Here is a 24,401-nt window from a genome sequence, read left to right as displayed (position 1 = left end):
GCCTCGGCAGCGCCCGGCGGATGCGCCTCAGCTCTTTGCGCCTGCCGGCATCGCCTCGAAGCTCGGCAGAGCGCTGCGCAGGAATTCGCGGAAAGCCCGGATCTTGCCGGCATTGCGGCGTGCTTCGGGATACACCAGCCAATAATGCGATCCGTCTTCGCAGGTGAGTTCGAATGGCTGGATCAGTGCGCCCGAGGCGATCTCTTCCGGATAGAATTCAGGCCGCAGGATGGCGATGCCATGGCCTGCAACAGCGGCGGCCGCTTCGAAGGACTGAGCGCCGAGGCGGGTGCGCTGGTGCGTGTCGAGTTCGACATCCGGATAGCCGGCCGCCGTGAACCAGATGCGCCACCAGGGGTCGGACGGGTCGATGATGCGCAGCTTCAAAAGGTCGAGCGGTTCGCGAACGCCGCCGATGCTGTCGGCGAGCTTCGGGCTCAGCATCGGCGTGAAATGATTGTGCATGACGAAGTGCGCGCGCAGACCCGGCCAGTTGCCCTTGCCGCTGCGGATGGCGAGATCGGCCTCCGTCCGACTGAAATCGATCACCTCCTGCGAGGTCTCGAGCCGGACGGCAATGCCGGGATTATTCAGCTGGAAAAGGCCGAGGTGGCGGGCCAGCCATTGCGAGGCGAAGGTGGCGGTGGCGTGGATGATCAGCGTGCCGTCGGCCGTGTTGCGCAGATCGGCCAGCGCCTCGCGCAGCAGCTCGAAACCTTCGGTGACCTTCGGCAAGAGCCGCTCTCCGGCTTCGCTCAGCGAAATGCGGCGCGGCCTGCGCAGGAAAAGCGCCTCGCCGACATGTCCTTCCAAGAGCTTGATCTGATAGCTCACCGCCGTCTGGCTCATGCCGAGTTCTTCGCCGGCACGCGTAAAACTCTCAAGCCGCGCAACAGCTTCGAAGACGCGCAAGGCATTGAGAGGAAGCTGTTTCGACAGTTTCATGGATAAGCTTTCTTTATGCACAGGCAGCGTAATTGAATTGGATTGCCGCCGCAACTGCAGGCACAAAAGGAGCATCAGAAACCGACAAATTGAACCTGCGTGGAGGCAGACATGGTGTCCGCGATCCGTAGAATTTTGCCGTTCGACAGGCTTGTGTCGATCCTGTGGTCCGGAGTGACCCGGTCGCATCGACGCCAGCAACTGCCCCATATCGATGACGTTCCCGAGGAGCTCCTGAAGGATATCGGCATCGAGAAACCGACATCATCGTCCGATCCGCGCAGCGATCTCTGGCGGCATCGCCGTGGTTTGACGGACTATCTCCGTCCCGGTCCGTTCTGAAAACGAGTTTAGGATCAGTGGTTTGCCGACATGTGCTGGCAATGTGATTCCAGCGCTTGAGAGACTGATTCAGCTCCGGGAGCCGAGCAGCACGCCGAGCAGTTCCGCCGCAACCATGGCCGCGATCACGGCCGGGCGCTTGTCCTTCACCGCATTGCCACCGATCGGCAGCGTCAGGCGCTCCATCGCCGAGCGCTGGGCGCCCTCGCGATCGAGGAAGGAGGCGAAGGTGGCGCGTTTGGTCTTGGAGCCGATCATGCCGACATAGGCGAGATCGGTTCGGGCAAGCGCTTGCCTGCCGATCAGGAAATCCAATGCATGGTCGTGGGTCAGGATGACGACGGCGCCGCCGGGCCTGACCTTCGCCACCTCGGCCTCCGGCATCGCCACACGGCGGAAGGTGATGCCGGCGGGCACGTCGCCGTCGATTTCGGTGCGCGTGTCGATCAAGGTGACCTTCAAGGGAAGGGGTGCCAGCGCCTGGGCGAGTGCCAGGCCGACATGGCCGGCGCCGAAAACCATGACGTCGGGGAATGCCGCACGTTCGCTTGCCAGGCGTTGCGTGAGTTCGGCAACAAGGGCCTGATCGACGACACGAAACGACAGGATCGTGCGACCACCGCAGCACTGGCCGATCTCGGGCCCGAGCGGCACGTCCAGCGTCTCCGACACCGTTTCGCCAGCCAGCTGCTTGCGGGCGTGTTCGATCGCCATGAACTCCAGATGGCCGCCACCGACCGTGCCCCAGAGGCTGGTTCCGGATACCAGCATCAACGTCCCGGCCTCGCGCGGGGTCGATCCCCTGGTCTCGGCGACTTCGACGAGAACGGCGTTGGGGTGGGTTTTGAGGAAGGCGGGGAGGGTGGTCAGGCTCATGATGCGGCAATCCTAGCATTCTCAAGGGGGAACTGGACAGCGCGGCTTTCGGTTTATCCGACAAAGGTTTCACAGCGCCTGTAACATGCCCGACGTGTTATGGTTTCGCCCGAAACACATGGGGGTTTACATGACCAGAACGCAGGGCCTGATCATCTGGTTGCTCGTCGCCTGCTTTGCCGTGACGCTGTTCCTCGTCAATCCGCTCGCCGATATTGCCGCCCGCTTCAGCCGTGACGTGATGGTCGGCAGCGGTGCGCTCTATGGGACGCTGCGGGTGGCCAATTCCGTGATGAGTGTCGCCCGCGACGCCGATATTTCAGGCGGCGTAGGTGTCGCCTCGGTGACCGCAAGCCCCGGACAATTGCTGCAGCCGGTCATCAATACCATCGAGCGGCTCGTCGATCTCCTTTTCGGCCTCGCCATCGTCTCCGGTATTCTGTCGCTCGTGCTCGTGCCGGTCGCCAAGGTCGCTTCGGTAGCACTCGGCGCCTGCGCGCTGTTTTCAGCGGGGCTGATCCTGACCGCACGTCAGGTGCCGCCCTTGCTGTCTCGCCTGACGAAGGCGGTCTTCGTTCTTGGTCTGCTGGGTGCCGTTCTGCTGCCGGCCTCGTACACGATTGCCTTTTACGCCGGTGACGCGATCACCGACCGAGCCTGGACCAACGCAACCGAGGTGTTCGACCGCATGCGGGGGCAGCAGGATTTGGCCAGTGCAGACGTGGACGTGGTGCCGCCCGCGCAAACCCTGTCGCCCACCGATCGCATCCCGCCGGCAGAAGACGGCATGTTCGACCGCCTCGGCTCCGCGTTTACCGGCACGCTGCAGGCCGCTTCGGACATGGCGGAAACGGCGGCGGCGAATGCGCAGGTGATCCAGGATGGCGTGGCGATCTCAGCGGACCTCTTCACCGCCTCAATCGGCATCGCGACGGCCTATCTGGTCAAACTGCTGGTTCTGCCGGTGCTGATCCTCGCAGCCTTTCTTTATCTACTGCGGGCCGCAACACGCTGATCCATCACGCCCGCTTCAACCGCTCCACCGCCATCAACACCCGTTCCGGCGTGGCCGGCGCATCGAGCCTCGGGCAGATGCGGTAATCGGCCACCGAAGCGACTGCCATCGACAGGGCCTCCAGAACCGAGATCGCCAGCATGAAGGGCGGCTCGCCGACGGCCTTGGAGCGGCCGATGGTGGGTTCGGTGTTTTCCGACCAGGGCACGAGCTTGGTGTTGAAGATCTTCGGCCGGTCCGAAGCGAGCGGGATCTTGTAGGTGGAGGGAGCGTGGGTGCGAAGCCGCCCCTTGCCGTCCCACCAGAGCTCTTCCGTCGTCAACCAGCCCATGCCCTGGACGAAGCCGCCTTCGATCTGGCCGATGTCGATAACAGGGTTCAGCGATTTGCCGACATCATGGAGAATGTCGGTGCGCTCCATCAGATATTCGCCGGTCAGCGTGTCGATCGAGACCTCGGTGCAGGCGGCGCCATAAGCGTAATAGTAGAAGGGCGTGCCGCGCCCTGCAGCGCGGTCCCAGTGGATTTTGGGCGTTTTGTAGAAGCCGGCAGCCGAGAGCTGGACGCGGGCGAGATAGGCAAGCTTTGCAAACTCGCCGAAGGAGAAGATCTGGTCGCCGACGCGCACCCGGTTCGGCAGGAACTCGACCTCCGAGGCGGGAACGCCGTATTTCTCGGCGGCAAAGGCGATCAGCCGTTCCTTGATCTGGCGCGCGGCATCCCATGCTGCCATGCCGTTCAGGTCCGAGCCGGAGGAGGCGGCGGTGGCAGACGTGTTCGGAACCTTGGCCGTCGTCGTCGCCGTGATCTTCACCGTGTCGACGTCGACCTGGAAACAATCGGCGACGACCTGGGCGACCTTGGTATAGAGGCCCTGACCCATCTCGGTGCCGCCGTGGTTCAGATGGATTGAGCCGTCCTGATAGATATGGACGAGCGCGCCCGCCTGGTTATAGGCGGTCATGGTGAAGGAGATGCCGAACTTCACCGGGGTGAGCGCAATGCCCTTCTTTATGACAGGGCTCGTCTTGTTGAAGTCGATGATCGCCTGGCGGCGCGCCTGATAATCGACCGAGGCTTCCAGTTCCTCGACGACCTTCAGGATGATGTTGTCGTCCACCTGCTGGTGGTAGGGGGTCACGTCTCGCCCTGAACCCTTTTCGCCATAGAAATTGACCTTGCGGACCTCAAGCGGGTCCTTGCCCAGCGCATAGGCAATCTCTTCGATCACCCGTTCTCCACCCAACATGCCTTGAGGGCCGCCGAATCCACGATAGGCGGTGTTGGAGACTGTGTGGGTTTTCAAGGGCTGCGAGGTCAGCTTCACATGCGGATAGAAATAGCTGGAATCGGCATGGAAGAGCGCGCGGTCGGTGACCGGGCCGGAGAGATCGGACGAGTAACCGCAGCGGGCGGCGAAATTGGCCTCGATCGCGTGGATCTTTCCGTCATCGTCGAAGGCGACGTCGAAATCCATCCTGAAGTCGTGGCGCTTGCCGGTGACGCCCATGTCCTCGTCGCGGTCGGGGCGGAATTTGACGGCGCGCTTCAGCTTCTTGGCGGCCAGCGCCGCAAGGGCTGCAAATTGGTTGCCCTGCGTTTCCTTGCCGCCGAAGCCGCCGCCCATGCGGCGCGTGTTGACGGTGATCGCATTGGAGGGAATGTCGAGCACATGGCCGACGATGTGCTGGATTTCTGAGGGGTGCTGGGTGGAGGACCAGACGGTGACGTCGTCGTCTTCGCCGGGAAGGGCGAGCGCGATATGGCTTTCGAGGTAAAAATGCTCTTGGCCGCCGATGCGCATCGAGCTCTTGATGCGATGCTTTGCCTTGTCGAGCTCGGTTTCCGGCGTGCCCCGCTTCAGCGTCATACCCGGGGTGACGAGCGGCGCGCCATTCTCCAGCGCGCCGTCGATGTCGGTCCAGAAGGGCAGGTCGCGATACTCGACCTTGGCGAGGCGGGCCGCTTTCCGCGCCACGTCGCGGGTCTCAGCGATGACTGCGAAAATGGTCTGGCCGTGGAATTCGACCCTGTCGGTTGCGATCAGCGGCTCGTCGTGTCGGCCGCCGGAGGAGACATCGTTGACGCCGGTGATATCGTCAGCCGTCAGAACGTCCACGACACCCGGATAGGCCTTCACCGCCGAAAGATCGATCGACAGGATCTCGGCATGGGCGCGATCCGCCATGCCGAGCGCGCCGTGCAACAGGCCTGCGGGTTCGGGAATATCGTCGATATATTCGGCACTTCCGGCGACATGCTTGTGCGCTGAATCATGCCGCAGCGACTGGTGCATCGGCCCCTTGATGTATTTCGTCGTCTCGTAGGTCGCCTTATCCATGAAGGCCTCCATGTGTTTCGTGCTGCCCCTCATCCGGCCTGCCGGCCACCTTCTCCCCGCAGGCGGGGAGAAGGAGAGACGCGGATGCCGTCGGGTGGCTTTCCCCTCTCCCCGCTTGCGGGGAGAGGGTCAGGGTGAGGGGCCTTGAGACCGCAAGATCACCCCCCTCTGTCCTGCCGGACATCTCCCCCTCAAGGGGGGAGATCGACGCGCGGCAGCCGTTCTGCCCTTCCATCAAGCTGTTGGCTGCGGCAATTGCGACCCTTGATCTGGGCGAGTGTAATCGTCTTGCCGATCTCCCCCCTTGAGGGGGAGATGCCCGGCAGGGCAGAGGGGGGTAACCCAAGAGCAAAGCCGATCTCATCACGCCTCCTCCACCGCAAAGCGCTGCAGTTCCTGCGGGGTGCCCGACACCTCCAGGAAGAACCGTGTCAGCAGGTTCTTCGCCGTCAGCTGGCGATAGTCCGCCGTGGCGCGCCAGTCGGTGAGCGGCTTGTAGTCGAGGTCGAAGGCGTCGCGGGCGGCCTCGACGGTGCCTTGCGTAAAGGGCTTGCCGTAGAGCGCGGCCTCGACCGACCGTGCGCGCTTCGGCGTGCCAGCCATGCCGCCGAAGGCGATGCGGATGTGGGTGACGAGACCAGCCGCATCGGTTTCGAGGTGGAAGGCGCCGCACAGCGCAGAGATGTCCTCGTCGCGGCGCTTGGTGATCTTGTAGACCGCCACGTGGCTTGCCGCCTTCGGGCGCGGCACGAACAGGCTTTCGACGAATTCGCCCGGCTGGCGGTCCTGTTTGCCGTAGTCGATGAAATAGTCCTCGATCGGCATGGTGCGGGCGCCCTTGGCGGAGCGCAGGGTGACGGTGGCGGAGAGCGCGATCAGGGCCGGGGGTGAGTCGCCGATTGGCGAGCCGTTGGCGACATTGCCGCCGATCGTGCCCATATTGCGTACCTGCTGGCCACCGATACGTTCGATCAGACGACCGAAGGCCGGTATTTCCTGGCGTAGAACCTCGAAGGCGCTGGTGTAGCTGACGCCGGCGCCGAGCATGATGCCGTCTGCTGTCACCGAGATTTGCTGCAAATCTTCGAGGTGGTTGATGAAGACGACAGGATCGAGCACGCGCATCTGCTTGGTGACCCAGAGACCGACATCGGTGGCACCCGCGACGACCGTGGCCTTGGGATGGGCGGCGAGCGTTTCGGCCAGTCCCTCGACGCTGCCGGGCACGACGAGCCTGCGGCCATCGGGTCCCGTGATCGCGATCGTCTCGCGGGTCGAGATTTCTCCCAGCCGCGCGATGATGTTGGCGCGCTCGCGTTCCAGTGGGTCGAAGAGGGCCGACGGCCTGACATGACCGACCTGTTCGGCCGCCTTGACGATCGGTTCGTAACCCGTGCAGCGACAGAGATTGCCTTGCAGCGCACGCTCGATTTCGGCCCGGCTCGGGTTCTCGGAGGTCAGCCAAAGCCCGTAGAGAGACATAACGAAGCCGGGGGTGCAGAAGCCGCATTGCGAGCCGTGACAGTCGACCATGGCCTGCTGCACGGGATGCAGCGTGCCGTCTTTTGCCGCCAGATGCTCGACGGTTACCACATGGGTGGCGTTCAGCGAACCGACGAAGCGGATGCAGGCATTGACCGTTTCATAACTCAGCCGGCCATCGACGAGACGGCCGACCAGCACCGTGCAGGCACCGCAATCGCCTTCCGCGCAGCCTTCCTTGGAGCCTGTCAGCCGGCGTTTCAGGCGCAGGAAGTCGAGCAGCGTCTCGGTCGGATCGAGGCTGGAAAGGGCGACGTCTTCGCCGTTCAGGATGAAACGAATGCTGTCTGCCATGAAAAAGTCTTGTCCCTCAATGTCCGGCTGCCGGACGCGGCTGCGTCGCCCGACTTGTGATGGTGGGCGGCGCAGCTCTATCTTTCAAGTCTATTGTGCAGTCCAGCCCCCATCAATCGAGATCGAGGTCCCGGTTACCTGAGCGGCCGCATCGCTCGCCAGATAAATCGCGAGCGCTGCGACCTGGTCGATGCCGACGAATTCCTTGGTCGCCTGCAGATGCAGCATCACGTCGTTCTTGACCTGATCCTCGGAGATGCCGCGTGCCTTGGCGGTGTCGGGGATCTGCTTTTCGACCAGGGGCGTCAGGACGTAACCCGGGCAGATCGCGTTCACCGTGATGCCGTCGCGGGCCGTCTCCAGCGCTACCGTCTTGGTCAGGCCGAGAACGCCGTGCTTGGCGGTCACATAGGCAGACTTGAAAGGGGAGGCGACGAGGCCGTGGGCCGAGGCAATGTTGATGATGCGGCCCTTCTTTTTCGCCTTCATGCCGGGAATGGCGGCGCGAATCGTGTGGAAGGCGCTCGACATGTTGATCGCAATGATCAGGTCCCATTTCTCGATCGGGAATTCCTCGACCGGCGCGACATGTTGGATGCCGGCATTGTTGACGAGCACGTCGATGCCGCCGAACTCGCGCTCGGCGGTAGCGATCAGATCGGCGATCTCGGCCGGCTTCGACATGTCGGCGGCATGATAGATCGCCTTGCCGCCGGATGTTTCCAGTGACTGGCGGACCTTTTCGATTTCGGCGGCATCACCGAAGCCGTTGATCACGATGTTGGCGCCTTCGGCGGCAAAGGCGCGGGCGATCCCGAGGCCGATGCCGCTGGTGGAGCCGGTGACGACAACTGTTCTTTTCATCAGACTGATTCCTGTTTGACGCATGCCGGTGAAACCCGGCCCTGAATGTCCCGCCAGCCTGAGCCTAGTCCCAAAGGAAGTTCTTGTGCAACGGCCGTTTTACTGCGGTGCAGTAAAGGCCGGGCAGAGGGCTTGTTGCGGAGAGGGCGGGAGAAGAACCAGGCGTGACACACTGTTCGATGGAGGGGACTTTGCCACCACCGGCATAATCGCTATGTCAGACGAAACAGCTTACCAGCGGAGCAATGTCATGGAACTCGGTCTCTACACCTTCGCCGACGTCGATCCCAATGCCGCCAACAAGGGGGCGGAAGCCAAGCGGCGGGTCGACGAGTTGCTGGCCGAGATCAAGCTTGCCGACGAGGTGGGGCTCGATGTCTTCGGTCTCGGCGAACATCATCGCCCTGACTACATGGCCTCGTCGCCGGCGACGATCCTTGCGGCCGCTGCCGTGCAGACCAAGAACATCCGGCTGACCAGCGCCGTTTCGGTGCTCTCGTCGGACGATCCGGTCCGCGTCTTCCAGCAATATGCGACGGTCGATCTGCTCTCCGGCGGGCGCACGGAACTGATGGTCGGGCGCGGCTCCTTCATCGAGAGCTTCCCGCTGTTTGGCTATGACCTTGAGGACTACGACCTGCTCTTTGCCGAAAAGCTGCAGCTCTTGATGGAAATCCGCGAAAACGAAGTGGTGACCTGGGAAGGCCAGACCCGCAAGCCCATCCAAGCGCGGGGCGTCTATCCGCGTCCGCTGCAGGAGCTTCTGCCGCTGTGGATCGCGATTGGCGGCACGCCGCAGTCGGCGGCACGTGCCGGTTATCTCGGACTGCCGCTGGCGCTCGCCATCATCGGCGGCGAGCCGCATCGCTTTGCGCCCTTCTTCGATCTCTACCGCCAGAGTGCGGCGAAGGCCGGCGTCGATCCCGCGACGCTCCAGACCTCGATCAACGTGCACGGTTTCATCCATGACACGACCCAGTCGGCCGCCGACATCTTCTATGCGCCGCAGGCGGTGGTGATGGACCGGATCGGCCGGGAGCGCGGCTGGGGGCCGACCAACCGGGCGCAGTTCGATGCCTCGCGCGGTCCGCGCGGCGCGCTCTTCGTCGGCGATCCCGAGACGGTCGCCGAAAAGATCGTCGCCATGCACGGCATCTTCAAGAACGACCGCTTCCTGCTGCAGATGGCGATCGGGCCGATGCCGCACAAGGAAATCATGCGCGGGATCGAACTCTTCGGAACAAAAGTCGCGCCGCTGGTTCGGAAGGCGTTGACGGAGAAGGCGTCGGCTGCGTAAGCAGCGACCGTGCCAGGGGCGACGGCCCCGAGGACCGGCGCCCTGAAGCCTGCGAGGACCCCTGATGATCGTTGAAACCGAAGAGGACCTCGTCCGTCTGAAAGATATCGGGCGGATCTGCGCCACGGCCGTCAAGGTGATGGCGGCGGCGCTCGAGCCGGGGATCACGACGCGTGAACTCGATCTGATTGGCCGCAAGGTTCTCGAAGACAACGGCGCGCAATCCGCACCGGAACTCTGTTATCAGTTTCCGGGTGCCACCTGCATCTCGGTCAATGAAGAAATCGCCCATGGCATTCCGGGCGACCGGGTGATCAAGGCGGGTGACCTCGTCAATATCGACGTGTCGGCGGAAAAGCTCGGCTATTTCGGCGATACCGGCCAGTCCTTCATCGTGCCGCCGGGCACGGCGAAGCAGGAACGGTTGCTGCGCGACGGCAAGCGGGCGCTCTGGGTGGGCCTCAATCAAGTGAAGACCGGGAGGCCGATGGCCGATATTGGCAATTCCATCGGCGCTTTTGCTCGCAAGAACCGCTATACGCTGATCACCAATCTCGCCAGCCACGGCGTCGGTCGCTCGCTGCACGAAGAGCCGAAGGAATTGTCGACCTGGCCGGATCCGGACGAAACCCGGATCATGGAGGAGGGGCTGGTCTTTACCGTCGAGCCGTTTCTCTCGCTCGGCGGCCATTGGGCGGAGGACGGCGACAAGGATGCCTGGACGCTCTACAGCGATCCGCCGGCGCCGACCGTCCAGTTCGAACACACGATCGTGGTGACGAAGAATGGGCCGTTGGTTCTGACGCTCGCCGACTAAGGCGAGCGTTTTCGCCTCTCGTCGGAAGCCTTATTCGGACTTGGAAAAGGCGACGGCGACGCCCTTTTTCTTGAAATAGGACTGCATGATCTTGCGGCCCTGGCGGTTCGACTGCGCCAGCTTGCCCGGCTCGAACACGGCTTCCTTCACCCCTTCCTTGGCCATCGCTGCCTTCAGGGCGGCAATGTGCAGGTCGATGTCCTCGTTGTCGTTGTTCAGCGAGGTGTAGATGTTGTCGATGGCCTGCTGCAGGCTGAGATCGCTCATGGGGCACTCCTGAAAAAAAGCTTTGCGACTTCCCTAGCGATTTTTGGCCGGGAGGCAAGGGAGCTTAGGGCAGCGCTTCCCGGACGGCATTTCCTTGACAAAATTTGATGTGTTGGCAATTATGCCAACATGCGAGCGACAAAGCTGATGCATGAAAAGCTTGTTCTTGAGGACGGTTCGATCATTGAGATGGTGATCTGGAGCGTTCCCAGGCCAGTTGTCGGTAGCAAACACGACTATAAATACAGGCTTTATTTCGGCCGAGACGGTTCGAGGATCGTCTGCTTCGACAACGAGCGCGGCAAGGGCGATCACCGACATATCGATGGCCTGGAGATGCCTTACGAATTCAGGGATGTCGATCGGCTGGTCGCCGACTTCATGGACGAAGTGAGAATGAGGCTGAGACAATGAAAAAAGCAGTCATTCAGATCCGACGTGCAGCAGATGTGATGGCCCAGGTCGAGGCCATGGCTTCCCGCTTTGTGGGCGTGTGGAAGACTGGCGAAGCAGCGCCCCACTCCACGGTCCTGACATTTTCCTCGCCGGCTCAACTGTTCTCGATCCTGTCTCCCAAACGTTGGGAGCTCATTGAACGCCTGCAGACGCTCGGACCGTCCACCATCCGGGGCCTTGCCCGGGCACTGGAGCGTGATGTTAAGCGTGTGCATGAGGATGTAAGCGTTTTGGTCGAGTGGGGTCTGGTCGAGAAGGACGCGGCCTCCAAGGTGTTTGTGCCTTTTGACGAGATCGAAGCTGATTTCGTTTTGCGGGGTGCGGCCGCCTGACGCTTGCAATGGGTGAACGCCCGCCGGCCGATCCTTGCGAACCTGTAATTATTGCGGGGGTAATTCCGCCACAATTTGGCGATGCTGTTGCCGCGTTGCAGCCTGTGCCATAGGTTTCAACGCGATCGACATGACTTCTCCCACACGAAGGTTTTCCGCGTGTTTCATTCCTTCTTCCCCCGGCCCAAGCTGTTCTTCACATCAGCCGTCATCTTCACCTTCGTCTGCGTTCTGGCCTGGTACTTCGGGGTCCAGGAACTCGGCAACAGCCTGGGTTATGTGCACCCGGAGACCGAGCCGTTCGACCTGAGCTTCTTCGCTCTTCCGTCGAACCTGTACTTCTACGCCTACTTCCTCTTGTGCATGGTCGCTTTCGGTGGGGTCTGGACGCTTCTCGCCAAGGATCACCCTTGGAAGATCTGGTCGATATGGGGATCGCTGTTCATCATCGCGGCGGTCTATTTCGGCGTGCAGGTTTCGGTCGTCATCAACAATTTCCGCCGCCCCTTCGGTGATCTGCTGCAGAACGCGCTCTCGAAGCAGCCGGGCATCACCGTGTGGGACTTCTACAGCCTGCAGATCGTGTTCGCGAAGATCGTCTTCGTCAGCATGGCGATCTCGATCGTGACCGACTTCTTCACCAGCCACTACATCTTCCGCTGGCGTACGGCGATGAACGACTTCTACATGTCCAGATGGGAGAAGGTCCGGCATATCGAAGGTGCCTCGCAGCGCGTGCAGGAAGATACGATGCGGTTCTCCTCGACGCTGGAAGGGCTCGGCATTTCGCTCATCAATGCAGTGATGACTCTGATCGTCTTCCTGCCGATCCTGTTTTCGCTGTCGGGTTACGTCAGCGAGCTGCCGATCATCGGCGAAGTGCCACATGCGCTGTTCTGGCTGGCGATCTTCTGGTCTGCTTTCGGCACGATCCTGCTGGCGGTTGCCGGTATCCGGCTGCCGGGTCTCAACTTCCGCAACCAGCGTGTGGAGGCCGCCTATCGCAAGGAGCTCGTCTACGGCGAAGACCATGCGGATCGCGCGCAGCCAGCGACCGTCAAGGAACTCTACAATAACGTCCGGGTCAACTATTTCACGCTGTACTTCCACTACCTCTATTTCAACGTCGCCCGTTATTTCTACATGCAGGCTGATGCGATCTTCCTGCTGATCGTGCTGGTGCCGACTATCGTCGCGGGCAAGATCACCTATGGCATCTATCAGCAGATCGCGACCGCCTTCGGGCAGGTCTCGAATTCGTTCCAGTATCTGGTCAATTCCTGGACGACGATCATCGAGCTTCTGTCGATCCACAAGCGCCTCAAGGCCTTCGAGGCGGCGATCGACGACGAGCCTTTGCCGGAAATAGACCAGCGCTATCTGGAGCGGGAGGCCGTTGCTGGAGAGGTTGCTGCGGACAAGCCAACCTGAGGCGCTGAAGATCAGATCAAATACACAAGGTCGCGCCCGGCAAGCCAGCGCGGCCTTTTGTTATCTGTCTGAACGAACCGTCACATCTCGCCTGTTCCCGACTTCGCGCCACCATCCTTGCCCAGCATCTCCAGCGCCTCCGAATAGGTGACGCAGGCGACATCCGGCTTCGGGCAGACTTCGGCCACCAGCCGCTCCATCGCCGCCCAATAGGCGCCGCCGTTCATCGTGACGAAGTGCAGGCCGATCTGCAGCGGCATGCGGTCGCCGTTGTACTGGGTTTCGAAGGCGGTCTTGAAGGCCTTGTAGCTGCGTTCGGCGAATTCGTCGCCCTTGGACGGGTGGTCAATGCCGCCGGAATGGCGGATGAAGAGGTTGTAGTCCATGGCGATGATGCGGCGGTTCTCCGGTCCTTCGGGGATCAAGGGCAGGCCAAAGCGGATCAGCCCATCCTCTTTACGCGGCGGGGCCGGGTCGTGGGTCACGAGGCTCGCATCGTAACGATAGCCGTGTTCGCGCTCGGCGTCATAGAGACTGTCGGGAGCGGAGAGATAAGGCGCGCGGAAGCCGGTGATGCCGGATGTGACGAAGTCCGCCCATCCCTGCGGTTCCCGGTCGCCCAGGCCGTTGTCCTTCCAGGCGCCGGCCAGCCCGCGGTCAAAGCTCTCGAATTCTGTTAGCCACTGATCCTTGGTCCAGTCCTTGCCATCGAAGTGGCCGCAGGTGTGGCTGGCGATTTCGTGACCTTCCTCGTGCGCGCTCCAGATGTTGTCGAGGCGCGTCGCGACCTCGTCCACCGTCTGGGCAAAGCCGATATTGGAGCGCCCGGCCTTGATGCCCGGCGCCTTGTAGTCGCTCGCCCGCTCGCGCGGGATCAGCGTGGCGCAAGAGAGGAAATAGGTGAAATGGGCGTTGGCGCGCCTCGCGATGTCGCGGCTGCGCTTCCACAGCTTGTTGTCATGTGCGCCGTCGAAGGAGATCATCAGGATCTGTTTCGGCCTTGTCTCGCCCGCACTTATTGCCGCAGGGGCCGGCTCTCCGGAGAGCGCCGTCGTGGCGGTCAAGGCAAGGGAAATGGCCATCAGGGAACGAAACATCGGCAAACACCCGGTCATCAACAAGGGGGCTGGGTGTCATCCAAATGCGGCGAAGCTTTGAACAGGCTGGATATTCGAGCGGCGTACCAGTAAGGCTTTTGACAACACGACCTGAAAGGTTTTCGCCATGACGCTTCTCATTCTCGGCATCATCCTGTTTCTCGCCACCCATCTGATCCGCGTCGTCGCGCCGGGCTTTCGCCTGTCGATGATCGAGCGCTTCGGCGAGACCGGCTGGCGCGTGATCAACTCCATCCTCAGCCTCCTGTCGCTGGTGGTGCTGATTTGGGGATATGCCACGGCGCCCTTCGTCAATGTCTGGTTCCCTCCCATGGGCATGAACCACCTGACCATCACGCTGATGCTGATTGCGATGATCTGTCTGGTTGCCGGTTTCCTGCCGGCCGGGCATATCGCGACCAAGACCAAGCATCCGATCGTGCTGTCGATCAAGATCTGGGCGGCGGCCCATCTTCTGGCTAACGGCGATCTTGCCTCAATCCTGTTGTTCGGTGCGCTGCTCGCCTGGGGCGTGGTGCTCCGGATCAACTACAAGCGCCGTGTCCGGGCTGGCGATCTGGTGCTGCGGCCCTTCGTTTCGGCGCGTTTCGACGCCATTGCCGTGGTCGTCGGTCTCGTCGTCTGGGCGCTGATCACCTTCAAGCTGCACGAGTTGTTGATCGGGGTTGCGCCGCTGCCGATGTGAGGCCGCTGGCTTTTCGCGGTTTTCCCCTTACAAGCGGACAAAAATCGGCTAGAAGGCCGCTCACGCATGAGATTGCATGGAAAGGCCGGCGCTGCCGGGGGTATGAATGGTTGACCAGAACGACAGCTTTATCCGCGAAGTCAACGAAGAGCTTCGCTCCGATCAGGTGCGCAATGCCTGGAAACGCTATAGCCGCATCATCATCGGCGTTGCGGTTCTGATCGTCGTCGGCACGGCCGGCCACAGGCTCTGGGATCACTGGAACTCCACCCAGGCCTCGGGTGCCGGCGACCAGTTCCTCGCGGCCCTCAAGCTCGCCGACGAAGGCAAGCGCGACGAGGCGGAAGCCGCCCTTCAGGCACTCGAGAAAGATGGCTACGGCGCTTACGGCGTCCTCGCTCGCTTCCGTGGCGCTTCGGTTCTGGCCGAGAAGGGTGATCCGGCGGGCGCAATCGCTGCCTTCAAGACGATCGCCGATGACAATGACGTGCCGGAAGCCGTGCGCAACGCGGCACGCGTTCGTGCTGCCTGGCTGATGGTTGATACCGGCACCTATGAGCAGGTCTCGGCGGAAGTCGAAGCCATGGCGACGCCGTCCAATGCTATGCGTCACGCCGCCCGCGAAGCACTCGGCCTCGCCGCATACAAGGCCGGCGACATGGTGCGCGCCCGCGAATGGTTCGAGCAGATCACGGAAGACGCGGAAACCCCGCGCAACACCTCGGCCCGCGCCCAGATGATGCTCGACAACATCAAGGCGTCCGGCAAGGCGCCGTAACAACAAGGCCCAGAAGGGTCGGAAAGCTAGTGTTCCATGAGTTTCACCGTTGCCATCGTCGGTCGTCCGAATGTCGGCAAGTCCACGCTTTTCAACCGTCTGGTCGGAAAGAAGCTGGCGCTCGTCGATGATACCCCGGGCGTGACCCGCGACCGCCGCCCGGGTGATGCCAAGCTCGTGGACCTGCGTTTCACCATCATCGATACCGCCGGTCTCGAAGAGGCAGGCGCCGATACGCTCGAAGGCCGCATGCGCGCCCAGACGGAAGCGGCGATCGACGAGGCGGATCTGTCGCTCTTCGTCGTCGATGCCAAGTTCGGCCTGACTCCGGTCGACCAGACGCTCGCCGAAATGCTGCGTCGGCGCGGCAAGCCGGTCGTGCTGGTCGCCAACAAGTCGGAAGCCCGTGGTTCGGACAGCGGTTTCTACGATGCCTATACGCTGGGGCTCGGCGAACCCGTGCCGATCTCGGCCGAACACGGCCAGGGCATGATCGACCTGCGCGACGCCATCGTCGAGGCGATCGGCGAGGAGCGCGCCTTCCCGGAGCCGGACGACGAGGCAGAAACCGACGTCGTTCTGAGTGCCACCGACGAGGATGGCGAGGACGAGGAGTTCGAGCCGGAATACGACGACAGCAAGCCGCTGCGCGTGGCAATCGTCGGCCGTCCGAATGCCGGCAAGTCGACGCTGATCAACCGCTTTCTCGGCGAAGACCGTCTGCTGACCGGACCCGAAGCCGGCATTACCCGCGATTCGATCTCGGTTGAATGGGACTGGCGCGGCCGTACCATCAAGATGTTCGACACCGCCGGCATGCGCCGCAAGGCGCGCGTGCAGGAAAAGCTCGAAAAGCTCTCGGTCGCCGACACCCTGCGTGCCGTGCGTTTCGCCGAAACGGTCGTCATCGTCTTCGACGCGACCATTCCGTTCGAGAAGCAGGATCTGCAGATCGTCGACTTCGTGCTGCGCGAAGGGCGCGCCGCCGTGCTTGCCTTCAACAAGTGGGATCTGGTCGAAGACCAGCAGGCGGTTCTCGCCGATCTGCGCGAAAAGACCGAGCGTCTTCTGCCCCAGGCGCGCGGCATCCGTGCCGTGCCGATCTCCGGCCAGACGGGCTATGGGCTGGACAAGCTCATGCAGAACATCGTCGACACCGACAAGGTGTGGAACAAGCGCATTTCGACCGCCAAGCTCAACCGCTGGCTCGATGCCGTGCAGACGCAGCATCCGCCGCCGGCAGTCTCGGGCCGCCGCCTGAAGCTCAAATACATGACGCAGGTCAAGGCCCGCCCGCCGGCCTTCATGATTTCCTGCACGCGACCCGACGCCCTGCCGGAAAGCTATATCCGTTACCTGACCAATGGTCTACGCGCCGATTTCCAGATGCCGGGCGTGCCGATCCGCATCCATTTCAAGGCGGGGGAAAACCCGTTCGAGAACCGCAAGCGCAAGCGCTGACTTCGTTTCTCAGCCGGTGAGATCGGCCGGCCGTGTGCCGAAGCGGGCACGCAAGCCCCGCTTGCGGCGCTGCTCCTTGGCTTCAACAACGTTGTCGAAAAACTGCTCGGTCGCGGCCTTCCAGGAATAGGTCTCTGCCAGTCTGCGGGCGCTTTCGGGTGAAGCCTGCAGGGCTGCGATGCAGGCGATTTGCAGGTCGTGGTTCAAGGCACCGGCGTTTGAGCCTGCCGGGATGATGTCGATCGGCCCCGTCACCGGATAGGCGGCGACCGGCACGCCGGAGGCGAGCGCTTCCAGGATGGTGTTGCCGAAGGTGTCAGTCTTCGACGGAAAGACGAAGACGTCTGCCTGCGCATAGGTTTCTGCCAGTGCCTCGCCATGCAACATGCCGGTGAAATGCACATTCGGGTACCGCGCCTGCAGTTCGGCGCGCGCGGGGCCGTCGCCCACCACGACCTTCGAGCCAGGCAGGTCAAGATCGAGGAAGGCCGGCAGGTTCTTTTCCACGGCAACGCGACCGACCGTCATGAAGATCGGGCGTGCCAAGCCGAAAGGCTTCTCCGTCTTGTCGCGCGGGCGAAACAGCGTCGTGTCGATGCCGCGGCTCCAGAGGCTGAGGTTCTTGATGCCGCGTGCTGTCAGTTCGCGGCGCAGGCTTTCGGTTGCCACCATGCAGGCGCCGCCGCGGTTGTGGAACCAGCGCACATAGGCATAGAGCCAGGTCAGAGGGACCGGCAGGCGGGCGGCGACATATTCGGGAAAACGGGTGTGATAGCTGGTCGAGAAGGGCTGGCCATTTTTCAGGCACCAGCGGCGGGCCATCAGGCCGAGCGGGCCTTCGGTTGCGATGTGGACATAGTCCGGGCGCTGGGCTGCGATCATCCGCCCGACCTGACCCGGCCAAGCGAGCGACAGGCGGATTTCCGGGTATGTCGGCATCGGGAAGCTGGCGAAGTGCTCGGGCGTCACCATCGAAACCTCGACGCCCATTGTCTTCAGTTCGCGATTGGTCGTCTCGATCGAGCGGACGACGCCGTTCACCTGCGGGTGCCAGGCATCGGTGACGATGGTCAGTCTGGATGGGGCGAGGCTTTGCATGGGCATCGACATGGGGCCGCTCGATTTCGGAATCACCCCATGGACTTGGCGCTCATCCTGCAAGTGTCGTGACAAGGCCTTATGCGACCGGAACATTACAGCCGCATGTCAGTCTAGGCTTTGTCTTGTTTGACATTCACCCCGCAAGGGGGTTGCCTGAACCTCCATCCCGATTCCCGCAAAGGACGTGCCATGGCCAAAGCCGCCGCGAAATCTCTCCGCCCGAGTTCTTCCAACTGGTGGCGGGGTGCCGTGATCTATCAGGTCTACCCGCGCTCTTTCCAGGATACAGACGGCGACGGGATCGGCGACATCAAGGGCATCATCGCGCGGCTGCCTTACATTGCTTCGCTGGGTGTGGATGCGATCTGGCTCTCACCCTTCTTCACCTCACCTCAGGCCGACATGGGCTACGACGTGTCTGATTACTGCGATGTCGACCCGATGTTCGGCACGCTTGCCGATTTCGATGCGATGATGGCAGAGGCGAAGCGGCTGGGGCTGAAGGTGATCATTGACCAGGTGATCTCGCACACCTCGGACCAGCATCCGTGGTTCAAGGAGAGCCGGACCAGCCGCGACAATGCCAAAGCCGACTGGTTCGTCTGGGCCGCCGCCAAACCCGACGGGACCGCGCCCAACAACTGGCTCTCGGTCTTCGGCGGTCCCGCTTGGGAATGGGACGGGGTGCGCAAGCAGTATTACATGCATAACTTTCTAGCCTCGCAGCCGGACCTCAATTTCCACAATCGCGAGGTCCAGGACGCGGTGCTGGATGCGGTCAAGTTCTGGCTCGACCGGGGCGTTGACGGCTTCCGCCTCGATACAGTGAACTACTATTTCCACGACAAGGAACTGAGGGATAATCCGCCGCACATGCCTGACAGCGACGATGCAGGCCTCGACGCGCCCGACGTCAATCCCTACGGCATGCAGAGCCATCTCTATGACAAGACCCAGCCGGAGAATATCGAGTTCCTGAAGCGGTTCCGGGCGCTGCTCGACCAGTACGAGGATCGCACGACTGTTGGCGAAGTGGGCGACGGGGCGCGCTCGCTGAAGACGGTCGCTGCCTATACCTCCGGCGGCGACAAGCTGCATATGTGCTACACCTTTGACCTGCTGGGGCCGGATTTCACCCCGAGCCATATCCGCCACTGTGTCGAGAGTTTTCAGAAACAGGTGAAGGATGGCTGGGTCTGCTGGGCCTTTTCGAACCATGACGTGACCCGCCATGTCAGCCGTTTCATCGACAAGCCGGAGGAACGGGTGGCCGTCGCCAAGCTCGCGATCTCGGTGCTCGCCACGCTTCGGGGGTCTATCTGCCTCTATCAGGGCGAGGAGCTCGGCCTGCCGGAAGCAGAACTCGCCTTCGAGGATCTGCGCGACCCCTACGGCATCCGCTTCTGGCCGGCCTTCAAGGGGCGGGACGGGTGCCGCACGCCGATGGTTTGGGAGAGGGCCAAGGCGCAGGCGGGCTTTTCGAGCGGCAAACCCTGGCTGCCGGTGCCGAAGGAGCATGGGGGGCTGGCCGTCGACGCGCAGGAGAAGGACAAGTCCTCGGTCCTCGCCCATTATCGGGCGGTGCTCGCCTTCCGAAAACAGCATCCGGCCCTGATCGACGGCGATATGCATTTTCTTGCCACCAACGAGGACGTGCTCGCCTTCACCCGCAAGAAGGGGGAAGAGCAACTGCTTTTCGTCTTCAATCTGAGGCGTGGTCCGCAGGAGATCGCCCTGCCGCACGGCATGACCGTCCGGGAGGCGATCCCCATGCCGGGCTTGAGCGGACAATTGGTGGACGGCGATATCCGGCTCGGCCTGCTCGACGGATTTTGCGCGAGGGTAACATGACGAGGTGGCTGGTGCGCGTGGCAGGTGCTGCGGATCTCGACGGCTGGGGATCCCTGCGCCACAGTCTGTGGCCGCATCTTTCGCCCGATGGCCATCGCGAGGAAGTCGAGGCTGCACTTGCAGAGCCTGACAGGCTTGTCGCCTTCCTTTGTTTCGATGGCGCCGGTCAGGCGGTGGGATTGGCCGAGGCAAGTTTGCGTTCCGATTATGTGAACGGCTGCGAGACCTCGCCGGTTGCCTTTCTGGAGGGGATCGTCGTCGCTCCCGCCCTCAGGCGGCAGGGTATCGCGCGGGCGTTGACTTCCGCCGTCTGTGACTGGGCGCGATCCAAGGGAGTGCGCGAAATCGCGTCCGACGCCGATATCGGTAACTCCGCCTCTCATGCGATGCACGAAGCGCTCGGTTTCGAGGAGACCCAGCGGGTCGTCTATTTCCGTCGACCGCTATAACCGCCGTCACAATCCGTCGTCAGGGATGTTCAGAACATGGCCGCAGGCCTTGCAGTGCACAGCGTCGGCGTCGTGGCGCTGCAACCCGCATTCGGGACAGGGAAATGTGACCTTGTAGGGACGCACGATCGCCTGGGCGAGACGGACGAAGAGCGAGATGCCGATGATCATGGTGACGATCGAGGTGAGCTTGCCGAAGGTGCCGGGAAGCGTGATGTCGCCGAAGCCTGTCGTCGTCACCGTCGCTACGGTGAAATACAACGCATCGATAAAGCCGGTGCCGGCGTCTTCGCGGTAGAAGAAGAAGCTGTAGACGAAACCGGTCACCAGGAAGAGGAAGACAAAGAGGTTGATGAAGGCCGTGACGACATCCGTCTGTTCCTTCAGCCCCAGTCTTTTCAACATCAGCTTGAAGACCGGTCTCTGGGCGACGGCCCAGATCCGCGCCACGCGCAGGAAGGCGAAGTTGAACAGCCATTGCGGAAAGAGCAGCGTGCCGAGCACGAAGAGATCGACCCACGTCATCGGCCGCATCAGGAAGCCGCGCGTCGTGCGCGACGCCGCCCATTGCGCCGAGATCTCGACTGCGATCCAGGCGGCGATGGCATAGTCGAGGATCAGATAACTCGGCCGGTCGCGCAGATAGGGGCCCGCCAGGAAGAAGGCGATGATCGCCATATCGATCACCATCAGGGCGAACTGGAAGCGGATGGCGGCGGTGTCGCGGCCGTAGTAGAGGCGGGCGAGCCGCTGGCGGAGAGGGGTTGATGATGTGCCGTCAGTTTCGGATGCCATGGGGCCTCATCAGTAGTGGTAGCGGCATTGCAGGATGACGAGTGTCTGATCCTCACCCGTGCCGACAACGGCGTAGACAATCCGATGTTCCTGTGTGATACGACGGGACCACATGCCTTCCAGCGTCCCTTTCAAAGGCTCCGGTTTGCCAATGCCCTCGAACGGGTGCCTTACCATCTCGCGGATCAGATCGTTGATGCGGACCAGTATCTTTCGATCGGTTTCTTGCCAGTGAATGTAGTCAGCCCATCCATCCGGCGCGAAGGCGATCCGCATGGTTCAGCGTTCCAGATCCGCTATTAATGATCGTTCCGTGAAGCGACCCGCCGCCAGATCATCCTTCGCCTTCAGCAGGCGGGCCGCATTGGTCGGCGAGGAGAGCAGATGGATTGTTTCAACGAGACTGTCGTATTCATCCTTGCCCATCAGGACCGCCGAAGGTTTGTCCCGCCTGACAATCTCAATGGGGGCGGCGTCATCATTGACCTTGTCGAGCAGGCCGGCAAGTTCGGCCCGTGCCTTCGAGAAAAAGATGGTGTCCATGATTGATCCTCGAGTTGTCCCGAATATGGTACAAGTAGGACAATCAAGCAATGCCGATTACCCAATCAACCTGAACTGATCGACATCCACCATGCCCTTGTCGGAAATCTTCAGATGCGGGATGACCGGCAGCGGCAGGAAAGCGACTTGCAGGAAGGGTTCTTCCAGAGTCGTTCCAAGGGCATAGGCCGCTTTTCTCAAGTGGTGCAGCGTGTCGCGCACGCTCTCGTAAGGCTCGAGGCTCATCAGGCCGGCGACGGGGAGCGGGATCTCGCCGGTCACCTTGCCGTCCTCGACCACCACGAAGCCGCCCTTGATTTCGCCGAGTCTATTGGCGGCGAGCGCCATGTCTTCCTCTGAGACGCCGACGACGCAGATGTTGTGGCTGTCATGGCCGACGGTCGAGGCGATCGCGCCTTTCTTCAGACCGAAACCCTGGACGAAGCCATTGGCGTGGTTGCCGTTCTTGCCGTGCCGCTCGATGACGGCGACCTTGATCACGTCGTTTGCCAGATCGACTGCGGTCTGGTTGCCGGAGGTCGGCAGGCGGTAGCGCCGGTGTTCGGTGATGATTTTTCCTGGCAACACGCCGATCACGGGTGTCTCACCTTCCGCCACCGGCACGCCGAAATCGGCTGCCTTCACTTCCCGCGCCTTGACGCTGTCGAGACCGACGGGGGCAACCGGCTTGCGGCTGGCGAAGAGTTCGTTGGTCACGCGGCGACCGGCACAGAAGACCATCTCGGCCTTACAGTTTTCCAGGCTGTCGACGACCACGAGATCGGCCCGCCAGCCAGGTGCGACGAGGCCGCGATCGCGCAGGCCAAAGGCGCGCGCGGCTGAAACCGAGGCGGCGCGGTAGACGGCGATTGGTTCGACGCCGTTTTTGATCGCCTCACGAATGAGGTAGTCGAGATGGCCCTGTTCGGCGATGTCGAGGGGGTTGCGGTCATCGGTGCAGAGCGCGAGGAAAGGCGAGAGCCGCTCGGTCAGGATCGGCATCAGCGCATGCAGGTCCTTCGACACCGAGCCTTCGCGCACGAGGATGTGCATTCCCTTGCGAATCTTCTCCAGGGCTTCCGCCGCCGTCGTACATTCGTGGTCGGTGCGGATGCGGGCTGCGAGATAGCCGTTCAGATCCCTGCCTGACAGGAGCGGCGAATGGCCGTCGATATGGCCGTCCTGGAAGGCCTCGAGTTTCGCCATGCAGATCGGATCCTTGTGGATCACGCCGGGGAAATTCATGAATTCCGCCAAGCCGATGACCTTCGGATGGTTGCGGAAGGGAACGAGGCGCTCGATCGGCAGATCGGCGCCGGAGGTTTCGAGATGCGTTGCCGGCACGCAGGAAGAGAGCTGGACGCGGATGTCCATGATCGTCTGTTCGGCCGAATCCAGGAAGAACTGGATGCCTTCGGTGCCGAGCACATTGGCGATCTCATGCGGATCGCAGATCACGGTCGTCACGCCATAGGGCAGCACGCAGCGGTCGAATTCATGCGGCGTGACCAGCGAGCTTTCGATATGCAGATGCGTGTCGATGAAGCCGGGCACGACGATCTTGCCGGAGATGTCGATAACCTCGCGGCCTTCATAGCTCTCGACCGTGCCGATGATCGTTTCGCCACAGATGGCGATGTCGGAGGCGACCAGCTCGCCCGTGACCAGATCGAAGAAGCGCCCGCCCTTCAAGACGATATCCGCGAGCTCGCGGCCGGTGCCCTGGTCGATGCGGCGTGCGAGGTCGGTCATGCAGGCTCTCCGATTCTGTTGTTCGTGCAGCAGTTTAGCGGCTGGAAGCCGAGCGGCAAATGATGTGCCTATCCTTTGACCTCAACGCTGAAGCCAAACCGCATTGTTCCACCTTCGGGAAGCGCAACGGTATACGGCCGCTCCACCAGTTCCGCCGTGCCGCCCGCGTGTGCCGCCATGCCGTGCCAGGGCTCGATGCAGAGGAACGGCGCGCCGGGTTTCTGCCACAGCGCGATGTTCGGCAGGTTGTCGAAGGTGAAGGCGAGCGATGGGCCGCCTTCTGCCGCAAATGTGAGGCCGGTGCCGGCACCTTCGGGGAAGATCAGGGCGTCGTTGGCGAACAGGTCGTGCGAGAGCTCCAATCGGCCCGCCTTGAAGGGCGAGGTCGGCAGCGTCTTGCCGATCAGGCCGCCTTCGAGCTGGATGACGCCGGGTTCGGCCCCGTTGTCGAGGATCACCGCATGCGGTTTGCTCTCGGCACCCGGCAGCGGCCAAAGAAAGGCCGGGTGGAAGCCTATGCCGAAGGGCAGCGGGCCAGCGCCGGTGTTCTCGACGGTGGCGGTCACCGACAGTGTGCGGCCGTGCAGGCTGTGCTCAAGTGTCAGGCGGAAGTCGAAGGGATAGACCTCGCGCGTCTCGGAGGACGAGACGAGTTCGTGCCGGCAGGCCGTTGCCGTCTGCTCGATCAGGGCAAAGTCGCGACGCCTCGCAATCCCGTGCTGGGCCATCGGATAGGTCTTGCCGTTGACGGCCAGCATGTCTCCCGGCGCCTTGCCGACGATGGGAAAGAGGATCGGCGAGCGCCCCGTCCACCAGGCAGTATCGCCATTCCACAGCCAGTCCCGGCCATCCGCCGTCTTCAGCGACTGCATCTCGGCGCCGAGCGAGGCGATTTCGACGGACAGGTCTGCGTTGGCGATGCGAATCGTCTCGGACATGGGGACTCCTTTTGCGCGTTCCGCCATCTTACGGAGATAAGGGAGGGATCGCGACGGGAAATGACTGCTGCTGACCGGTGCGGTGCTTTGATGGGAGTATCCCCATGAAGA

25 protein-coding genes are annotated in these 24,401 nt (G+C 62.3%); 12 read left to right on the top strand and 13 right to left on the bottom strand.

All coding sequences use genetic code 11. The annotated features are described in order from the left end of the window. Positions 1–27 precede the first annotated feature (27 nt). A complete protein-coding gene (locus FJQ55_RS13385; RefSeq protein ID WP_167507705.1) occupies positions 28–945 on the bottom strand; it encodes a LysR substrate-binding domain-containing protein in 918 nt (305 codons plus the stop codon). A gap of 111 nt (positions 946–1,056) precedes the next feature. On the opposite strand from FJQ55_RS13385, the gene FJQ55_RS13380 reads away from it, so the two are divergent. Then, positions 1,057–1,287, top strand: a complete 231-nt coding sequence (locus FJQ55_RS13380) for a hypothetical protein (protein ID WP_140828557.1) — start codon at positions 1,057–1,059, stop codon at positions 1,285–1,287. Between the two features lie 69 nt (positions 1,288–1,356). Here FJQ55_RS13380 and xdhC read toward each other — a convergent pair whose 3' ends face one another. After that, positions 1,357–2,157: a xanthine dehydrogenase accessory protein XdhC gene (xdhC, locus tag FJQ55_RS13375; RefSeq protein WP_140829289.1), complete on the bottom strand. Its 801-nt coding sequence runs from the start codon at positions 2,155–2,157 to the stop codon at positions 1,357–1,359. 136 nt (positions 2,158–2,293) lie between these two features. On the opposite strand from xdhC, the gene FJQ55_RS13370 reads away from it, so the two are divergent. Next, on the top strand, positions 2,294–3,178 hold the full coding sequence (locus FJQ55_RS13370) for a hypothetical protein (RefSeq protein WP_140828555.1): 885 nt from the start codon (positions 2,294–2,296) through the stop codon (positions 3,176–3,178). A gap of 4 nt (positions 3,179–3,182) precedes the next feature. Here the strand turns inward: FJQ55_RS13370 and xdhB are convergent, their stop codons facing one another. The 3 genes from xdhB to FJQ55_RS13350 form a co-directional block, all read right to left on the bottom strand. After that, the gene (gene xdhB, locus FJQ55_RS13365) at positions 3,183–5,519 is read right to left on the bottom strand and encodes a xanthine dehydrogenase molybdopterin binding subunit (protein WP_140828553.1); all 2,337 of its coding nucleotides are present in this window, start codon (positions 5,517–5,519) and stop codon (positions 3,183–3,185) included. A 363-nt stretch (positions 5,520–5,882) separates the two neighbouring features. Next, entirely contained in the window at positions 5,883–7,355 is a 1,473-nt protein-coding gene (gene xdhA / locus FJQ55_RS13355) for a xanthine dehydrogenase small subunit (protein WP_140828552.1), read from the bottom strand. A gap of 90 nt (positions 7,356–7,445) precedes the next feature. Then, the gene (locus tag FJQ55_RS13350; RefSeq protein ID WP_140828551.1) at positions 7,446–8,219 is read right to left on the bottom strand and encodes a 3-hydroxybutyrate dehydrogenase; all 774 of its coding nucleotides are present in this window, start codon (positions 8,217–8,219) and stop codon (positions 7,446–7,448) included. Positions 8,220–8,469: 250 nt separating this feature from the next. On the opposite strand from FJQ55_RS13350, the gene FJQ55_RS13345 reads away from it, so the two are divergent. Then, a complete protein-coding gene (locus FJQ55_RS13345) occupies positions 8,470–9,516 on the top strand; it encodes an LLM class flavin-dependent oxidoreductase (protein ID WP_140828549.1) in 1,047 nt (348 codons plus the stop codon). Positions 9,517–9,580: 64 nt separating this feature from the next. Next, positions 9,581–10,333 (top strand): type I methionyl aminopeptidase, encoded by a 753-nt coding sequence (map, locus tag FJQ55_RS13340; protein ID WP_140828548.1) that lies wholly within the window; start codon positions 9,581–9,583, stop codon positions 10,331–10,333. A 30-nt stretch (positions 10,334–10,363) separates the two neighbouring features. On the opposite strand, the gene FJQ55_RS13335 is transcribed toward map, so the two are convergent. After that, a complete protein-coding gene (locus tag FJQ55_RS13335; protein WP_140828547.1) occupies positions 10,364–10,600 on the bottom strand; it encodes a hypothetical protein in 237 nt (78 codons plus the stop codon). Positions 10,601–10,747: 147 nt separating this feature from the next. Here FJQ55_RS13335 and FJQ55_RS13330 point away from each other — a divergent pair, with 147 nt between their 5' ends. The 3 genes from FJQ55_RS13330 (at position 10,748) to sbmA (ending at position 12,819) form a co-directional block, all read left to right on the top strand. Further along, a complete protein-coding gene (locus tag FJQ55_RS13330; protein ID WP_246085099.1) occupies positions 10,748–11,014 on the top strand; it encodes a toxin-antitoxin system TumE family protein in 267 nt (88 codons plus the stop codon). Then, a complete protein-coding gene (locus FJQ55_RS13325) occupies positions 11,011–11,388 on the top strand; it encodes an HVO_A0114 family putative DNA-binding protein (protein WP_140828544.1) in 378 nt (125 codons plus the stop codon). The genes FJQ55_RS13330 and FJQ55_RS13325 overlap by 4 nt, the downstream gene beginning before the upstream one ends. Positions 11,389–11,547: 159 nt before the next feature. Continuing rightward, a complete protein-coding gene (sbmA, locus tag FJQ55_RS13320; protein ID WP_140828542.1) occupies positions 11,548–12,819 on the top strand; it encodes a peptide antibiotic transporter SbmA in 1,272 nt (423 codons plus the stop codon). A gap of 80 nt (positions 12,820–12,899) precedes the next feature. Here sbmA and FJQ55_RS13315 read toward each other — a convergent pair whose 3' ends face one another. Next, positions 12,900–13,916, bottom strand: a complete 1,017-nt coding sequence (locus FJQ55_RS13315) for a polysaccharide deacetylase family protein (RefSeq protein ID WP_140828541.1) — start codon at positions 13,914–13,916, stop codon at positions 12,900–12,902. Between the two features lie 127 nt (positions 13,917–14,043). Between FJQ55_RS13315 and FJQ55_RS13310 the strand changes: the two genes are divergently transcribed. From FJQ55_RS13310 to der, 3 genes are all read left to right on the top strand, one after another. Further along, positions 14,044–14,622, top strand: coding sequence for an NnrU family protein (locus tag FJQ55_RS13310; RefSeq protein WP_140828540.1), 579 nt, complete (start codon positions 14,044–14,046; stop codon positions 14,620–14,622). A 106-nt stretch (positions 14,623–14,728) separates the two neighbouring features. After that, positions 14,729–15,400 carry a tetratricopeptide repeat protein gene (locus tag FJQ55_RS13305; RefSeq protein WP_140828538.1) on the top strand — a complete coding sequence of 224 codons (672 nt, stop codon included), beginning with the start codon at positions 14,729–14,731 and terminating at the stop codon, positions 15,398–15,400. 36 nt (positions 15,401–15,436) lie between these two features. Next, entirely contained in the window at positions 15,437–16,861 is a 1,425-nt protein-coding gene (gene der / locus FJQ55_RS13300) for a ribosome biogenesis GTPase Der (protein WP_140828537.1), read from the top strand. 9 nt (positions 16,862–16,870) lie between these two features. Here der and FJQ55_RS13295 read toward each other — a convergent pair whose 3' ends face one another. Beyond that, on the bottom strand, positions 16,871–17,971 hold the full coding sequence (locus FJQ55_RS13295; RefSeq protein WP_140828536.1) for a glycosyltransferase family 4 protein: 1,101 nt from the start codon (positions 17,969–17,971) through the stop codon (positions 16,871–16,873). A 180-nt stretch (positions 17,972–18,151) separates the two neighbouring features. Here FJQ55_RS13295 and bglA point away from each other — a divergent pair, with 180 nt between their 5' ends. Next, positions 18,152–19,813 carry a beta-galactosidase BglA gene (bglA, locus tag FJQ55_RS13290; RefSeq protein ID WP_140828534.1) on the top strand — a complete coding sequence of 554 codons (1,662 nt, stop codon included), beginning with the start codon at positions 18,152–18,154 and terminating at the stop codon, positions 19,811–19,813. After that, the gene (gene aac(6'), locus FJQ55_RS13285) at positions 19,810–20,262 is read left to right on the top strand and encodes an aminoglycoside 6'-N-acetyltransferase (protein ID WP_140828533.1); all 453 of its coding nucleotides are present in this window, start codon (positions 19,810–19,812) and stop codon (positions 20,260–20,262) included. Before bglA ends, aac(6') begins: the two co-directional genes overlap by 4 nt. Before the next feature lie 6 nt (positions 20,263–20,268). On the opposite strand, the gene FJQ55_RS13280 is transcribed toward aac(6'), so the two are convergent. The 5 genes from FJQ55_RS13280 to FJQ55_RS13260 form a co-directional block, all read right to left on the bottom strand. Next, positions 20,269–21,057 (bottom strand): ion channel, encoded by a 789-nt coding sequence (locus FJQ55_RS13280; protein ID WP_140828532.1) that lies wholly within the window; start codon positions 21,055–21,057, stop codon positions 20,269–20,271. Positions 21,058–21,066: 9 nt separating this feature from the next. After that, on the bottom strand, positions 21,067–21,333 hold the full coding sequence (locus FJQ55_RS13275) for a Txe/YoeB family addiction module toxin (protein WP_140828530.1): 267 nt from the start codon (positions 21,331–21,333) through the stop codon (positions 21,067–21,069). A gap of 3 nt (positions 21,334–21,336) precedes the next feature. Beyond that, positions 21,337–21,600 carry a type II toxin-antitoxin system Phd/YefM family antitoxin gene (locus tag FJQ55_RS13270; protein ID WP_140828529.1) on the bottom strand — a complete coding sequence of 88 codons (264 nt, stop codon included), beginning with the start codon at positions 21,598–21,600 and terminating at the stop codon, positions 21,337–21,339. A 57-nt stretch (positions 21,601–21,657) separates the two neighbouring features. Next, a complete protein-coding gene (ade, locus tag FJQ55_RS13265; protein WP_140828528.1) occupies positions 21,658–23,352 on the bottom strand; it encodes an adenine deaminase in 1,695 nt (564 codons plus the stop codon). 68 nt (positions 23,353–23,420) lie between these two features. Continuing rightward, the gene (locus FJQ55_RS13260) at positions 23,421–24,290 is read right to left on the bottom strand and encodes an aldose 1-epimerase family protein (RefSeq protein WP_140828526.1); all 870 of its coding nucleotides are present in this window, start codon (positions 24,288–24,290) and stop codon (positions 23,421–23,423) included. Positions 24,291–24,401: the final 111 nt, after the last annotated feature.

This window comes from Rhizobium glycinendophyticum (assembly GCF_006443685.1).
In the GTDB taxonomy this organism is placed as follows: domain Bacteria; phylum Pseudomonadota; class Alphaproteobacteria; order Rhizobiales; family Rhizobiaceae; genus Allorhizobium; species Allorhizobium glycinendophyticum.
Note: the sequence above shows the minus strand (reverse complement) of the source record. Positions and strands in the feature narration are given on the sequence as shown.

Coding starts and splice junctions, on each gene's coding strand:
- FJQ55_RS13350 (WP_140828551.1), bottom strand. CDS start 8,219: ATGAAAAGAACAGTTGTCGTCACCGGCTCCACCAGCGGCATCGGCCTC.
- der (WP_140828537.1), top strand. CDS start 15,437: ATGAGTTTCACCGTTGCCATCGTCGGTCGTCCGAATGTCGGCAAGTCC.
- FJQ55_RS13270 (WP_140828529.1), bottom strand. CDS start 21,600: ATGGACACCATCTTTTTCTCGAAGGCACGGGCCGAACTTGCCGGCCTG.
- FJQ55_RS13370 (WP_140828555.1), top strand. CDS start 2,294: ATGACCAGAACGCAGGGCCTGATCATCTGGTTGCTCGTCGCCTGCTTT.
- FJQ55_RS13295 (WP_140828536.1), bottom strand. CDS start 17,971: ATGTCGATGCCCATGCAAAGCCTCGCCCCATCCAGACTGACCATCGTC.
- FJQ55_RS13305 (WP_140828538.1), top strand. CDS start 14,729: ATGGTTGACCAGAACGACAGCTTTATCCGCGAAGTCAACGAAGAGCTT.
- FJQ55_RS13275 (WP_140828530.1), bottom strand. CDS start 21,333: ATGCGGATCGCCTTCGCGCCGGATGGATGGGCTGACTACATTCACTGG.
- FJQ55_RS13380 (WP_140828557.1), top strand. CDS start 1,057: ATGGTGTCCGCGATCCGTAGAATTTTGCCGTTCGACAGGCTTGTGTCG.
- FJQ55_RS13335 (WP_140828547.1), bottom strand. CDS start 10,600: ATGAGCGATCTCAGCCTGCAGCAGGCCATCGACAACATCTACACCTCG.
- ade (WP_140828528.1), bottom strand. CDS start 23,352: ATGACCGACCTCGCACGCCGCATCGACCAGGGCACCGGCCGCGAGCTC.
- FJQ55_RS13315 (WP_140828541.1), bottom strand. CDS start 13,916: ATGTTTCGTTCCCTGATGGCCATTTCCCTTGCCTTGACCGCCACGACG.
- FJQ55_RS13385 (WP_167507705.1), bottom strand. CDS start 945: ATGAAACTGTCGAAACAGCTTCCTCTCAATGCCTTGCGCGTCTTCGAA.
- xdhB (WP_140828553.1), bottom strand. CDS start 5,519: ATGGATAAGGCGACCTACGAGACGACGAAATACATCAAGGGGCCGATG.
- FJQ55_RS13280 (WP_140828532.1), bottom strand. CDS start 21,057: ATGGCATCCGAAACTGACGGCACATCATCAACCCCTCTCCGCCAGCGG.
- FJQ55_RS13310 (WP_140828540.1), top strand. CDS start 14,044: ATGACGCTTCTCATTCTCGGCATCATCCTGTTTCTCGCCACCCATCTG.
- FJQ55_RS13325 (WP_140828544.1), top strand. CDS start 11,011: ATGAAAAAAGCAGTCATTCAGATCCGACGTGCAGCAGATGTGATGGCC.
- FJQ55_RS13330 (WP_246085099.1), top strand. CDS start 10,748: ATGCATGAAAAGCTTGTTCTTGAGGACGGTTCGATCATTGAGATGGTG.
- FJQ55_RS13260 (WP_140828526.1), bottom strand. CDS start 24,290: ATGTCCGAGACGATTCGCATCGCCAACGCAGACCTGTCCGTCGAAATC.
- bglA (WP_140828534.1), top strand. CDS start 18,152: ATGGCCAAAGCCGCCGCGAAATCTCTCCGCCCGAGTTCTTCCAACTGG.
- xdhA (WP_140828552.1), bottom strand. CDS start 7,355: ATGGCAGACAGCATTCGTTTCATCCTGAACGGCGAAGACGTCGCCCTT.
- map (WP_140828548.1), top strand. CDS start 9,581: ATGATCGTTGAAACCGAAGAGGACCTCGTCCGTCTGAAAGATATCGGG.
- FJQ55_RS13345 (WP_140828549.1), top strand. CDS start 8,470: ATGGAACTCGGTCTCTACACCTTCGCCGACGTCGATCCCAATGCCGCC.